Raw genomic sequence first — 14,363 nt, forward strand, 5'->3', positions numbered from 1 at the left:
TTTAAAAAATAATAAATTTAATAAAATGAAATACTAACCCTTTGAGGAGTTAACAATGAAAATACTTATTAATGCTATATCTGCAAAAATGGGAGGAGCTAAGGTTATACTTAGCTCTTTTTTAAATAATTTACCTACAGATGAGAATGAATATTTTGTTTTAGTACCTTCTGGTGAAAGTAGCCAAGTTCCTCAAAAAAATATTCATATATTACAAACAGATCAAAGTTATAGTAAACATTTCCAAAGATTTTTTTGGTATCAATATACTCTTCCAAAATTCATAGAAAAAGAAAAATTTGATTACATGATTAATTTAACAAATTATGGACCTGTGAATGCAAGATGTAAACAAATTTTACTGTTACATAATTCTAAGCATGTTTCAAAAGAAATGTATGAGAATTATTCAGTTAAAAATAAAATGAAATTATTATTTGAGGACATTGTTTTTAGACTATCTTTAAAAGGGACCGATATATTGGTAGTTCAGACTGACTATATGAAAGAGGGTGTAATTAAAAAATTTAAGTATGATAAAAGAATTGAAGTTATTCCAAATGGTTCAAATATAAAAACTGGAAAAAAGAATAAGGATTTGGAGTTTAAACTAACTAAATTTATTGGGGAAACAAAACATATTTTTTCTAGTATTACTTTATATGCAAAACACAAAAACTTAGAGCTTCTAATAGAAGCAGCGTTTATTTTAAAAAAGAATTTTAAATTGAAATTCAAGCTTATTTTAACCATAGATAGTAATGAAAATAAAGAAGCACATGATTTAATTAAAAGAATTGAACATTTGGGATTAGAGGATTGTGTATTATCTGTAGGGAATGTGGAAAATGAAAATATTTATCAAATTCTACAAAAGACAACATTATATGTATTTCCATCGTATGCTGAATCATTCGGACTACCTTTTGTAGAAGCAATGAAATTTGGAAAACCAATTGTTGCCTCAGATATTAAATTTGCACGTGATGTTTGTGGATCTGCGGCTACATATTTCAATCATACTTCATCTCACGATCTTGCATTTAAAATTTTTGACATAATAAATAAAGCTGAATCACTAAAAGAACTTGAAAAAAAGAGTATTGAAAGAGGAGAGCATTTTAGTGAAGAAGTTTGTATAAAACAATATTTATCACTTCTAAATTAATATTTAATCTTATATGGAGGCATTAATGGCTGATTTAACAGTAATTATATTAACCAAAAATGAAGAAAAAAACATTCGTAAGTGTTTATCATCTGTTAAAAAAGTAGCTCAGAGAATTGTTGTTGTGGATAGTTTTAGTACAGATAATACAAAAAAAATATGTATGGAGAATAGTGTGGAGTTTTATGAGAACCATTTTGTTGATTATGCGACTCAATTTAACTGGGCAATAGATAATACAAACATAAATACCACTTGGATAATGAGGTTAGATGCAGATGAGGAAATCACAAACAAACTTGAACTGGAAATAATAAATAATTTAGATAAGAAAAATAACTCTTTAGTTAATGGTATTGAGATAAATATGAGAGTTTATTTCATGGGTAAGTGGTTAAAAAAAGGAGGATTATATCCTTTTAAATTACTTAGAATATTTCGCAATGGCTATGGTCATGTAGAGAAAAAGAAAATGGATGAACATATTGTAATAAATGAAGGGGAAATAATTTCTTTTAATGGAGACTTTATTCACAAGGATTTTAAGAATTTGGATAACTGGATAATTAAACATAATTGGTATGCAAACCGAGAAGTAATGGAATTTCATAATATAGATAAGTATAGACAAAATCAAAATGTTATAAAAGAAAATCTAAATGGTCCTCAGTCAAGTAGAAAAAGATGGATTAAGAATAATATTTACTATAAACTACCTCTTTTCTATAGATCTATACTTTATTTTATTTATAGATATGTATTAAAGTTAGGATTTCTTGATGGAAAGGAAGGATTAATTTATCACTTTTTACAAGCATTTTGGTATAGGTTTTTAGTAGATGCAAAGATTTATGAGTGCGAAAAAACTGGTGTGGTATATGGGGAGCAGGGAGACTTGAAACTATAAAATGCTTTCGTTTTATCCGAGGAGGAGAAGATGAAAAAGGTTTTGTACTTAAGGAATTATCCTGATGAAGTAGATTTAAATATGTATAATCTACAGGAAATTGGGCTGTGTAAAGCATTAGTTAATAAGGGAATAGATTGTGATATTGTATATTACAGTAAAACAAGAAAAACAGAAATTGAGATTATATATAAACATAACTCTGCAAAATTAAGAACAATTAAAGTCCCGAGTATAAAACTATTTAACAGCAGTATATTTTTAAAAATATTAAGCGGTAAGTTTCTTAATAAGTATAATTTGATTATTACTACTGAATACACTCAAATTATGTCCTATTTTCTCGCATTAATTTGTAAAAAAGTAGTATTATTACATGGGCCTTATAAAGATAATAGAAACAAAGTATTGCAAATTATCTATGATAAGTTATTAGTTAAGTCAATGAATAAACGATTACAACGGGTATATGTTAAGTCAAATAATGCAAAAGATTACCTTGAAAAAAAGGGGTTCTCTAATATTGTTACTTTAGGTGTAGGTTTAGATAAAGAAAACTTTCAATCTTTAGAGCAAAATAAAGATAGGTTAGGTAACTTAGATGATTTAATCTCTAAAAACAAAGTAATCCTATATGTTGGGAAACTAGAAGAAAGAAGGAATATTCGTTTTCTGTTCGAAATCTTCGCCCGAATAAAAAAACAAGAGAAGGATTGCATATTAATATTGGTGGGTGATGGTAACAAACAAGAAGTATTACTTTATATGGAGTACGGAGAAAATCTGGGGATAATAGACAGTATAGTCCATATAAAGAAACTTGAACAAAAATATTTAGGGTATTTATATAAAAATTCAAAATTGTTTTTGTTTCCAACAAAGTATGAAATCTTTGGAATGGTTCTATTAGAGAGTATGTATTTTGGGGTTCCTGTAATTTCGTCAGTAAATGGTGGATCTAGTTTACTTATTGAAGATGATGTAAATGGATATAAAATTAAAGATTTTGATTTAGATGCATGGTCAGAAAGGTCTTTAAAACTGCTAAATGATGAAGAATTAAGAAGGAAGTTAGCATACAATGCAACAAACACAATTTCTCAAAAGTTTAGTTGGGAAAAAATATCAGAAAAATTAATTGGTAGAATAGAATAAGTATAACTAAATAAAGAATTGAGGATTGCTATTGAAAAAAGTTCTATTCGTTGTAAATTATTTTTATCCTGACTATGCTTCTACAGGCCAATTAATGACAGAATTATGTCTAGATTTACAAAAAGATTTTAATATAACTGTTATTGCGGCACAGCCAGGTTATGCAGGTGAGGATAATACAACTTCTAAAATTTTTGAAGTTGATTATATTGATGGAGTTAAAATAATTCGTTTGAAACTACCTAGATTAAATAAAACGTCTAAATTCAGTAGATTGAAATACATACTAACATATTTCTTTTTGTCTTTACTCGCCACTTTAATAGAAAAAGATGTTAGGTTGATATACACCATATCTCAACCACCGGTTCTGGGAGGTTTAATTGGTACTCTTGGTAAGTGGTTAAAAAGAACGAAGCACATATACAATATTCAAGATTTTAATCCTGAACAAGCAGCAGCAATTAGTTATACAAGTAACCAATCGATATTTAAATTAGCAAAGAAAATAGATAAGCTGAACTGTAGCTATGCTGACAAAGTTATTGTAGTAGGGAATGATATGTCTGAAACACTGAAAAAGAGATTTGGTAACAAAAATGTTCCTGATCACGTTGTCATAAATAATTGGACAAATGAAGACGAAATCTTACCTTTAGATAAAAGTGAGAGCAATATCCAACAATTTCTTGAGTACAATAACTTAGAAAATAAATTCATTATAATGTATTCAGGGAATATAGGGTTATATTATGATTTGGAAAATATTATTAAAGTTACTGAAACATTTAGGGGAAATAAAGATATAGTTTTCTTATTTATTGGTGAAGGTGCAGTTAAGAGTAAGATGGAAAGTTTTGTGAAAGTTCAAGGTATTAATAATGTTCATTTCTTACCTTATCAACCAAAGGACTTTATAAAGTATTCCTTAAATGCAGCAGACGTTCATCTAGTTGTGAATCAAAAAGGAATTAAGGGAGTATCAGTACCTAGTAAAATTTATGGAGTCATGGCAGCGGGGAAACCAATATTGGGTGTCTTAGAGCAAGGAAGCGAAGCTCAAATGCTGATTGATAATAGCGATAGTGGAGTAGTGGTTGAACCACAAGATTACAAAGGCATTATCAAAGCGATACAATATTTATATAATATGGATAAAGGAGAATTGAAAAGTAAAGGAATGAACGGAAGAAATTATTTAGATGAGAATTTAAAACGCGAAATATCCATTAATAAATATAGAGAACTACTATATGAAGTAACGAAAAGCTAAATGTATAAAGGATGTGAAATATGAAAATATCAGTAGTGAGAACTGGATTTGTAGGGTTTGTAACTGGAGTTGCTTTATCTGTTATAGGTCACCAGGTAACATGCATAAATATAAATCAATACAAAGTAGAAAAAATGAAAGAAGATAAATCACCAATATATGATATATGAGCCAAGCCGAGAAAGATTAATGCTAAATAACATTAATTGAGGCAGGCTCTTTTTTGTACTAATCATCAAGAAGAATTTAAGAACTTTAAAGTTATTTATATAGCAGTAGTATAGAAAAGCACAGATGTATCTGCTAATTTATCGTTTATCGAAGAGATTATTACCTATATGAGAAACCTTGCAGAGGCATAGCAGAATAGTTAGTTGATTTAGCAATGATAATCACGAAATGGAGTCAGCTTAAAGATATTCCTCAATATCTTTGTGAAATGATGAAGACCCCAGTTTATTTTCAACACAGTAGAATTCGTTATGTCTTAGAGAAGCAGAAAAATACCAAATCGAATTTCATACAATTCGCAGAAGCAGTGTGACAGCAAAATCTGTAATTGGAATAAAGTAAATTAAAGATCAATCTGTATTGGTCTTTTTTTAATGGAGGAAAAAGATGAAACTAATTTTACTTTCCGGTGGTTCTGGTAAAAGATTATGGCCGCTTTCCAATGACACACGCTCTAAGCAATTCTTAAAAGTGCTTGAAAATGCCATTGGTATTAAACAATCGATGGTTCAGCGTGTATGGAATCAAATAGAGAATGTTGGTCTTGCTAATTCAACGGTTATTGCTACTTCTAAATCTCAAACAGATATGATTCATAGTCAGTTAGGGGAGCATGTTCCTCTCATCATAGAGCCCGAACGTCGGGATACTTTTCCAGCCATTGCATTAGCGACGGCTTTTTTATTTACTGAAAAAGAGACAAGCTTGGATGAAACGGTCGTTGTCTTACCGGTTGATCCGTATGTAGAAGACGGCTTTTTTGAGAATGTTAAGAATGTAGAATTAGCGTTGCATCATTCCAATGCCAATTTAGCTCTCATTGGTGTAAGGCCGACTTATCCTTCATCCAAATACGGATATATCGTACCTGAAGAGTGTATAGAGTCTGATGAATACTTTAAGGTAGAGCGTTTTACAGAGAAACCAAGTGAAGAAAAAGCAGAGCTTCTTATCAGCCAAAATGCGCTTTGGAATACAGGCGTGTTTGCGTTTAAGCTCAGCTATCTCATTGATATCCTAAAAGAAAAAGGTATGCCGTTAAGTTATGAAGAGCTTTCTCGTCAGTATCACATCCTTCCTAAAATCAGCTTCGATTATGAAGTTGTAGAGAAGGCAGAACATATTGTTGCAGTACCTTATGAAGGAAATTGGAAGGATCTTGGTACTTGGAATACATTGACGGAAGAGATGGCAACCTCTCAAATTGGTAAAGGTGTTATTTCAAACGATGCAATGAACACACACCTTGTAAATGAACTGGGGATTCCTGTTACGGTTTTAGGTGTTTCTAATGTTGTCGTTGCTGCTAGTCCTGATGGTATTCTTGTTGCGGACAAAGCATCAAGTCCAAAAATTAAGGATTTAATCGCAGATTTTAATCAGGCGCCTATGTACGAAGAACGTCTATGGGGCTGGTCGAAAGTATTGGATTATGCCAAATACTTTAATGAAGAAATGGTGACCAAACGTATTTGTATCTATGGAGATAAGAACTCCACCTATCATTATCATAACTTACGAAATGAAGTGTGGACGATTATCCGTGGTGAAGGAGAGCTTGTGCTGGACGATCACATCAGGCGGGTAAAAGCAGGTGACATCATTCATATCCCGGCCGGTCGGAAACATGCCATTAAAGCAAATAAAGAACTTGAATTTATTGAAGTCCAAACCGGAAAAGAAGTAACAGACACAGACTTTACAAGACTGTATCACACGTGGGAAGACATTATGAGAGGATTCTATAATTCTACTGCCCAAGTTATTCTCTAATGAAGAATGGTTACATAAGCCAAAGAGCAATTGCTCTTTGGCTTTATTAATATTGAAGGCTTTTAAGAAAGTGCGTACCTTGGAGGTCACTGAATGTATAATCGTATATCATTGAAAGAAAGAGTCACTCACTCGTCAGATGTGGTAGAGTGTCCTGTTAAAGACTGTACTCATCAAGTACCTAGACAGAAGAAAAAGTATATAACCTCGGATACTTTCCTCTGCCCAACTCATAACATTATTTTATCTCCCACAACCTTCGAATACAGAGACTACACAACGAACTTGCTTTCAAAAGATGCTGAAGATCTTCAGTTATTACAAACCATCCTTAAACAAAAGCGAGAGAATCGAATAGCACTAAGTAATTCAGAGGACGCTGTAACGTGGAATATGTTTCGGTATTTAGAAAGAAATCAATTATTAGTGGGGTATTTAGGTTCTTTAGGAGTTCGAAATACAAGTAATCCCAAGATTCATTACTGGTGCTATGATAGGGAGCAACAACATACATATTCATTGCTTGTGAAAGCGCGCAAAACATTTGGTGAAACACCTTCTAGAGGCAGCGAGCCAGATCTTTTAATAGAAACAGAGAATGCTATTATTCTCATAGAATGCAAGACAGGATCAAGTAATAACACGAAACCGTCTCGTGTGGATGTAGAAAAGTTATACACGGAGGGAGACAATTGGTTTTTTACGCAAGTATTTAATGCAGGTTTTTATACCATTGCGGTAAAAGATAGAAAGTATGAACTATTGCGCTATTGGTTGCTTGGCCTTTGGATGGCTAAACAAAAAAAGAAAGAGTTCTATCTATTTAATCTCGTTCGCGAAGAGACAGAGAGAACTATTGAACACGAATTCGGAAAACATCTGATATCAGGAAAAGGGACTTTTAAGCGAACAACGTGGGAATCAATGTACCATTTTATAAAAACATCATCCACAGATCACACTCGTATCTTTGAGTATCTAAAGAACCAAACACTTGGTTATACGTCTTCAGGAAAATTGAAGATGGGTTATAGATTGTAATGTAACTGGTAGAATTAGAGATTCTTTTGTATTCTGAATGAAAGATACATTCAAAAGGTAGGAGAGATACATTGCTAAAACGAGTTTTCATTCTATTACTCTTATCCATCCTATTGCTAGGGTGTAAGGATATTTCCGAAAAAGAAGAAGATAAAATTGTACAACGTTCTACACAATTGGCAAAAGCCTATTTCAAAGAAAAGCTAGGTTATGAAATTGTCGTAAACAAGCATGAGTTTACAACCAGAACAAACGGAACGGAAATCTATATTTACGGTTATGAAAAAGGGGATAAAGAGAACAAAATATCCGCGACCATTGATTACTCAGGAGATGAGTATAAGGTACAGATGGTAGGCACCGATAAAAAAGTTAAATAACACTATTAAAATAAATAGTATGAACCTCACAACAACATCATCCATTCGATGTTGTTTTTTTACTTTTTATGGGTATATGTTAGGTGGCGAACCATGTTGTGTAACTCTACAATAATATAGGGTTTACACATAACTTTATAAGTTTCGCCAATCAGGGAGGTTTCAGCTAATGTTACATACAAGAAAGATAGCAATAATTACAGCTTCGATTCTAGGAATCACACTATTAGGAGGCTGCAGCTTATTAGAAAAAAAGGAAGAAAATCCATATGTTCGGGTTCAGGATTACACAGGCAAGGAATTCAGACTACCAAACGGTGACAAGAACGACAAAATTGCTGAAGCAAACAGTGAGAAAGTGATTTCAGGAACGGAAGCGTTTTTCCTTGAAAAATATAAAACAAAAGTGAAGGTTAACAACATTGTGGGGAATAAAGACGGTGCTACTGTATATGTGAAATCTGTTGGAGAACCTCATTTTCACACATTCGCTGTTATCCCAATTGATACGCAAGAAAACGTGCGGCCAGATGGTATTTGGACCCAAGAACGTGAAGTGGAAGGCGATATCGAGAGTGGCATCTACGCCTTAATTCATGAGGAGAAAATAAATAATCTGGATAATTATTTAAAAGAATTTGTTAAAAAACATCCTGTTGTCAGCCGTAGAGAGGAAGTATTTAAAAATACTGCTTCAACAGGGTATACAACACCTTATTATTACATTATTACTTATGGAGACAGCCTTATTCCCTACAAAGATCAGTATTTAAGGAACCCTGAAACAAAAAAGGAAGCGTATCAGAAACAATCTCAGTCTTTAACTTTTGATCCGGAATATTACAACATTGTAATTGAATTATTTATGAAAGAAGAAAACAAAGAACCTGATCAAAAGATTTTTGATGAGCTAGAAGCGGATATAGAAAAAATGGATGGTCTTCCTCCTGGTTCTTACACCGTAATACTTAATGATAATTACATACAAAAAGAAAATGGTCACAGCCAAAAAGACAATACTCTTATGCGCGGAAATCCTGATTATATTATTAAGGAGTAACCTATGGTGTTTTATCTAATGAAACAGGGAGGATCGTATAAATGATAATTACAAGAAAAATCGGAATGTCTATATTCTCTTTGTTAGGCATCCTGCTACTCGGAGGCTGTAGCTTACTAGAAAAAAAGGAAGAAAATCCATATGCTCGTGTTCAGGATTACACAGGCAAGGAATTCAGACTGCCGAATGGTGATAAGAACGACAAAATTGCTGAAGCAAACAGAGAGAAAGTGGTTTCAGGAACGGAAGCCTTTTTCCTTAAAAAATATAAAACAAAAGTGAAGGTTAACAACATTGTGGGGAATAAAGACGGTGCTACTGTATATGTGGAATCCGTTGGAGAGCCTCATTTTCACACATTCGTTGTTATCCCAATTGATACGCAAGAAAATGTGCGGCCAGAGGGGATTTGGGCACGGGAGGGTGAAGTGGAAGGCGATATCGAGAGTGGCATCTACGCCTTAATTCATGAGGAGAAATTAAATAAACTAAATAACTATCTTAACGAATTTATCAAGAAGCATCCTGTTGTCGGCCGTAGAGAAGAAACATTTAAGAATACTTCTTCAACAGGCTATACAACACCTTATTATTACATTATTAACTTTGGAGACAGTCTTAACTCATACAGAGATCAGTATTTAAGGAACCCCAAAACAAAAAAGGAAGTGTATCAGAAAAAATCTCAGTCTTTAACCTTTAATCCAGAAGATTATCGTATAGTCATTGAATTATTCATGAAAGAAGAAAACAAAGAACCTGACCAGAAAATTTTTGACGAGCTTGAAGCGGATATCGAAAAAATGGAGGGTCTTCCTCCTGGTCTTTACACAGTAATACTTAATGATAATTACATACAAAAGGAAAATGGTCACAGCCAAAAAGACAATACTCTTATGCGTGGAATTCCTGATTATATTATTAAAAAGTAACCTATGGTGTTTTATCTAATGAAACAGGGAGGATCGTATGAATGATACTTACAAGAAAAATCGGATATGCTTTGTTGGGCATCCTGCTACTCGGAGGCTGTAGCATAATAGAAAAAAAGGAAGAAAATCCATACGTTCGTGTTCAGGATTACACAGGCAAGGAATTCAGACTGCCGAACGGTGACAAGAACGATAAAATTGCTGAAGCTAGCAAAGAGAAAGTGATTTCAGGAACAGAAGAGTTTTTTCTTAAAAAGTATAAAACAAAAGTGAAGGTTAACAACATTGTAGGGAATAAAGACGGTGCGTCAGTATATGTGGAATCTGTTGGAAAACCTCATTTTCACACATTCGTTGTCATCCCAATTGATACGCAAGAAAACGTGCGGCCAGAAGGAATTTGGACACAAGAAGGTGAAGTGGAAGGTAGTATAAAAAGCGGGATCTATGCGTTAATTCATGAAGAAAAACTTAAAAAGTTGGATAATTATCTAAAAGCATTTGTTAAGAAGCATCCTGTAATTGGACAGCGAGAAGAGGCGTATGAAAACACATCCTCAACAGGATATACGACTCCGTATTATTACATAACGATTCCTGGAGATAGTCTTGAACCATTTCTCAATCAGTATCTAGAAAATCCCGAAACAGTAAAAGAAGAATATGAGGCGAAAGCTCAGTCTTTATCAGCTGATCCCAAAGAGTTTAGAATTGTTATTGAACTATTTATGAAGGAAAAACAAGAACCTGATCAAAAGGTATTTGATGAGCTTATAGCAGATGTGGAAGAAATGGAAAACCTACCACCAGGTTATTATACAATCATACTTAATGATAATTTCATTTCCAAAGAAGAAGGATACGGCAAAAAGGCCAATACTCTTATGCGGAGAAATCCGAATTATATAATCAAAAATTAGCCAGAAGTGACTTAACAGATACAGTTTGTAAGTGTTAATATCCAGGAGGGCATACATATGCTACAACTAAAGGAGATAGTCTCCAACCAAGTCCAGATGACTTCTTAATCACGATTCAATTATGCTTAATCAATTAATAGATGATCTTGAAAGATGGAGAATCTATCATCTGGTTCTTATAGCGTAATACTTAACGATAACTCCATTAATAAAGGCAGTGCCCACAATACAAAGGAAAACAATCTAGAACATACAAATCAATGATAGATGAAACCTTAGTAGAATAATAAATTTTTCGATATCCTAAAATAATTACCAATATCATTAAAATAAATAGTAAAAACCTCACAGCAACATCAGCCATTTGATGTTGTTTTTTTACTTTTTATGGGTATATATTAGGTGGCAGGTAATAATGTGTAACTTTACAATAATATAGGACGTATACTTGATATCATATTTCTCACCAACCAGGGAGGTTCATACATATGTTACACACAAAAAAGACGGGAATGATTACAGCTTCTCTTATTGGCATCATGCTACTTGGAGGTTGTATGAAAGGGGCAACAGAAACTGTGAAAAAGGAAGACAATCCACTTGTGAGTGTTCAGGGATATACTGGCGAAGGATATGACTTGCCAAACGGAAAAGAAAACGACAAAATCGCTGAGGCTAGTCGTGAAAAGGTCGTTTCTTCAACAGAGAAATTCTTCTTAGATACATACAAAACAAATGTAAAAGTACATAACATTGTCGGCAACAAAGACGGAGCGAGTGTGTTTGTAGAATCGATCGACGAACCACGTTTTCACACGTTCGCTGTGATTCCAATCGATAACAAAGACAAAGTACGGCCTGAAGGCATTTGGACGGAAGAAGGACAAGTCGAATTATCGATCAAGAGCGGCTTGTATGCCATGATCTATGAGGAGCAGCTAAAAACACTTGATACTTATCTTGAAGGCTTTGTAAAAGAACATCCGGTAGTCGGAAAACAAGAAGAAGCGATACAAAAAACGTCTTCAACAGGGTTTACGACACCGTATTATTATATCTCCATAGCAGGGAAAAGTCTTGATGGTCTTTATGAAGCGTATATAAACAATCCTCAAAAAACGAAGAAAGAGTGGCAGGCGGAAGCGAAAAATCTTCAAGCCAGTCCTGAAGACTTCTTAATCACAATTCAGTTATATATGAAAGAAAAAGGTGCAAAGCCTGATCAGAAGATTTTTGATCAAATGGTAGCTGATCTTGAAAAGATGGAGAATCTTTCACCTGGTTCGTATAGCGTGTTCCTAAACGACAACACCATTAATAAAGGCAGTGCCAACAATACAAAGGAAAACAAGCTAGAACTTAATTATCCGAATGAAATTAAAAAGCCTTAACGATAGGAGGTTAATATGATTAAGACCCAAACGAAAACAGTTACAGATCAAGACTTAGTTGAGATTTCGGGATTTCATGCCTACCAAGAATACGAAGTGAACCAAGTTGTTGAAGTCAACGGAAATTCGTACCGCGTCTTAGATGTAAAAGAATCAGAAGTAAATGGTTTAAACGCGATCACTCTTGCATCAAACGATACCAAAGAAGTGATCGTCGCTTATACGGGTACCGACACGGGGGATAAGAAAGATTTACTCACCGACCTCCAGCTGTTAAGTGATATGGTTCCCGCACAAGTTGAGGCAGCCCGCGATTATTTTGATGATATGGAAAAGAAGTATGGAAACATCTCCTATGTGTGCGGTAACTCACTTGGTGGCGGAAACGCAAATGCGGTAGGGGTAGCGAATCCCGATGTTAAAACGGTAACGCTGAACCCCGCTATGTTACCAGAAGGTGTCGTAGATTACGGTAAAGAGTATGATAACATCACGAACTATTTTGGCCGATATGACGTTTTAACGAGTCTCGAAACCGGCTTAATGCTCGGTCATCGTATCCCTGGAAAACAAATTGAAATCAATCATGGAATCCCGAATATGATGCATTTTGCTAACAATCATACCGGATATATTGGTAAGGATGAAACGGGTAAGCTGGTTTATGTGATTGGTGAACCTGGTGAGCCTGGATTTGGGAAGATTCATTTCGATGAAGCCGACTCAAGCGTGGTATCGAGTATCTGGACGGGACACTCCCTTCATACCGGAAGTTCCGAGCGTATCGACATGAATACAGAGAACATGCACAAGCTTTCAAAGTCTTTAGAAGGTTATGTCGGCACCCGAATGGGATACGTTCATTCGTATTTACAGAACTCTGCTGATATCGTGGATCACGAAGGAAGCCGTTATTATGAGCGACTTCATACGCTGCAACAAACTTTCCGCGATATGTTCGAGGAGGCGGCTGAAAATCCTCTGTTCGCAGGAATTACCACAACGGGTAACGTTATCAAAACAGAAATCTACCATCTCATCACACTATTAGATAGCGCGGAATCCAAAGTTCAATCGTTAAATTATTTTTTGAACTCTCCACCTGCCGAACTCGTGGAATTTCTTATGAACAAAAATATAAACGTAGAATCATTATTTGGAGACGCTAGAAACTTTCTTTACAGTCTGCGCTCAAACGTAGAAGATTTAACCGATACACTTCCTAGAATGGTAACGCAAAAGATTCCTGAACTTTTTGAAGGTGGGACCGACCATTTTACCGATGCCGTTGTTGGTGAATTTATGGCTCATTACAAGATTCTAAGTAAGAACAATACAACGGTTAAAAAGCACATGGATTCTTACAGCACTGATGTTACAGCAACCGCTGACAATTTTACAGAGAGAGACAAGCTGTTGGCAAGCGGAATCTCAACTGGTGTTCCTCAGTCGATTATCATACCGAACTTTGGCTCTAGTGAAGATTTCAAAATGCTAGATTCGCCTTATTTGAAAATGGGGATGAAAATTTTAGATATTCAACTAGAGCTCGCTATTGCCGCTTTCGGAGATTTTGCGCATAAATTATTATTGCCGCTACTCGTTGGTCTAGAAGGAATCGCCGCTACGTTGGAAAGCGTATTAGAAGGCATATCCAATACGATAAAAGGTGCGGTGTTTGTCATTTTAAACGGAAGCCTACCTGTTAAACTGGCTGGTATGTTCACGGACTTCGACGATAAGCTACGTGCGATGGTCAATGACGCGCTCGAACCTCTGGATGAACTTGCTGATACTGTGGAAGGTCTTCGACGTGGACTCGATAACCTAATTGTTTTCTTTCCTGGACTTATCCAAAAGTTTAAGCCATACCTGAAATCTGCTTTGTTCAGTCAAACTAACTATTTCAATATCTACTTATATAATACGGCGGCAACCGGAATCCTTGAGGAAATGGATATGCTATTCAAAGACATCGTTTATCAACTGACCCATAACAAGGGACTCGCGATCGATGCCTTGAGTGAAATTTCGGAACATGTAAAAAACAATATGCTCGTAATGCATGAGCAAACAGAACGCGGGACGTATGGTTGACCTCAATATGTATTTTAAGTATATACAATCGTAAC

Annotated in this window: 13 protein-coding genes; all 13 read left to right on the forward strand. The window is 34.6% G+C overall.

Annotated elements, in window-relative coordinates; translation table 11 throughout:
- Positions 1–55: 55 nt before the first annotated feature.
- A complete protein-coding gene (locus IHV10_RS09550) occupies positions 56–1,168 on the forward strand; it encodes a glycosyltransferase (protein WP_197128553.1) in 1,113 nt (370 codons plus the stop codon).
- Positions 1,169–1,193: 25 nt separating this feature from the next.
- The gene (locus IHV10_RS09555) at positions 1,194–2,075 is read left to right on the forward strand and encodes a glycosyltransferase family 2 protein (protein ID WP_197128555.1); all 882 of its coding nucleotides are present in this window, start codon (positions 1,194–1,196) and stop codon (positions 2,073–2,075) included.
- 30 nt (positions 2,076–2,105) lie between these two features.
- A complete protein-coding gene (locus IHV10_RS09560; protein WP_197128557.1) occupies positions 2,106–3,230 on the forward strand; it encodes a glycosyltransferase family 4 protein in 1,125 nt (374 codons plus the stop codon).
- 31 nt (positions 3,231–3,261) lie between these two features.
- On the forward strand, positions 3,262–4,503 hold the full coding sequence (locus tag IHV10_RS09565) for a glycosyltransferase family 4 protein (RefSeq protein WP_231619493.1): 1,242 nt from the start codon (positions 3,262–3,264) through the stop codon (positions 4,501–4,503).
- A 20-nt stretch (positions 4,504–4,523) separates the two neighbouring features.
- Positions 4,524–4,673, forward strand: a complete 150-nt coding sequence (locus IHV10_RS09570) for a hypothetical protein (protein WP_197128558.1) — start codon at positions 4,524–4,526, stop codon at positions 4,671–4,673.
- Between the two features lie 448 nt (positions 4,674–5,121).
- On the forward strand, positions 5,122–6,507 hold the full coding sequence (locus tag IHV10_RS09575; protein ID WP_197128560.1) for a sugar phosphate nucleotidyltransferase: 1,386 nt from the start codon (positions 5,122–5,124) through the stop codon (positions 6,505–6,507).
- A 93-nt stretch (positions 6,508–6,600) separates the two neighbouring features.
- A complete protein-coding gene (locus IHV10_RS09580) occupies positions 6,601–7,548 on the forward strand; it encodes a hypothetical protein (RefSeq protein ID WP_197128562.1) in 948 nt (315 codons plus the stop codon).
- A 71-nt stretch (positions 7,549–7,619) separates the two neighbouring features.
- Entirely contained in the window at positions 7,620–7,928 is a 309-nt protein-coding gene (locus IHV10_RS09585) for a hypothetical protein (RefSeq protein ID WP_197128564.1), read from the forward strand.
- Positions 7,929–8,097: 169 nt separating this feature from the next.
- Complete coding sequence (locus tag IHV10_RS09590; protein ID WP_197128566.1) at positions 8,098–8,988, forward strand: DUF1672 family protein; 891 nt, start codon at positions 8,098–8,100, stop codon at positions 8,986–8,988.
- A 41-nt stretch (positions 8,989–9,029) separates the two neighbouring features.
- Complete coding sequence (locus IHV10_RS09595; protein WP_197128568.1) at positions 9,030–9,920, forward strand: DUF1672 family protein; 891 nt, start codon at positions 9,030–9,032, stop codon at positions 9,918–9,920.
- Between the two features lie 41 nt (positions 9,921–9,961).
- A complete protein-coding gene (locus tag IHV10_RS09600; protein ID WP_197128570.1) occupies positions 9,962–10,840 on the forward strand; it encodes a DUF1672 family protein in 879 nt (292 codons plus the stop codon).
- 488 nt (positions 10,841–11,328) lie between these two features.
- Entirely contained in the window at positions 11,329–12,231 is a 903-nt protein-coding gene (locus tag IHV10_RS09605; protein WP_197128572.1) for a DUF1672 family protein, read from the forward strand.
- A 15-nt stretch (positions 12,232–12,246) separates the two neighbouring features.
- Positions 12,247–14,328, forward strand: coding sequence for an SA1320 family protein (locus IHV10_RS09610; RefSeq protein ID WP_197128574.1), 2,082 nt, complete (start codon positions 12,247–12,249; stop codon positions 14,326–14,328).
- Positions 14,329–14,363: the final 35 nt, after the last annotated feature.

The sequence above is a fragment of the Fictibacillus sp. 5RED26 genome (assembly GCF_015903895.1).
Classification (GTDB): domain Bacteria; phylum Bacillota; class Bacilli; order Bacillales; family Fictibacillaceae; genus Fictibacillus; species Fictibacillus phosphorivorans.

Excerpts from the sequence above, each read along its gene's own strand:
- IHV10_RS09550 (WP_197128553.1), top strand. The coding sequence starts at position 56 with ATGAAAATACTTATTAATGCTATATCTGCAAAAATGGGAGGAGCTAAG.
- IHV10_RS09570 (WP_197128558.1), top strand. The coding sequence starts at position 4,524 with ATGAAAATATCAGTAGTGAGAACTGGATTTGTAGGGTTTGTAACTGGA.
- IHV10_RS09600 (WP_197128570.1), top strand. The coding sequence starts at position 9,962 with ATGATACTTACAAGAAAAATCGGATATGCTTTGTTGGGCATCCTGCTA.
- IHV10_RS09610 (WP_197128574.1), top strand. The coding sequence starts at position 12,247 with ATGATTAAGACCCAAACGAAAACAGTTACAGATCAAGACTTAGTTGAG.
- IHV10_RS09560 (WP_197128557.1), top strand. The coding sequence starts at position 2,106 with ATGAAAAAGGTTTTGTACTTAAGGAATTATCCTGATGAAGTAGATTTA.
- IHV10_RS09590 (WP_197128566.1), top strand. The coding sequence starts at position 8,098 with ATGTTACATACAAGAAAGATAGCAATAATTACAGCTTCGATTCTAGGA.
- IHV10_RS09580 (WP_197128562.1), top strand. The coding sequence starts at position 6,601 with ATGTATAATCGTATATCATTGAAAGAAAGAGTCACTCACTCGTCAGAT.
- IHV10_RS09555 (WP_197128555.1), top strand. The coding sequence starts at position 1,194 with ATGGCTGATTTAACAGTAATTATATTAACCAAAAATGAAGAAAAAAAC.
- IHV10_RS09575 (WP_197128560.1), top strand. The coding sequence starts at position 5,122 with ATGAAACTAATTTTACTTTCCGGTGGTTCTGGTAAAAGATTATGGCCG.
- IHV10_RS09605 (WP_197128572.1), top strand. The coding sequence starts at position 11,329 with ATGTTACACACAAAAAAGACGGGAATGATTACAGCTTCTCTTATTGGC.
- IHV10_RS09595 (WP_197128568.1), top strand. The coding sequence starts at position 9,030 with ATGATAATTACAAGAAAAATCGGAATGTCTATATTCTCTTTGTTAGGC.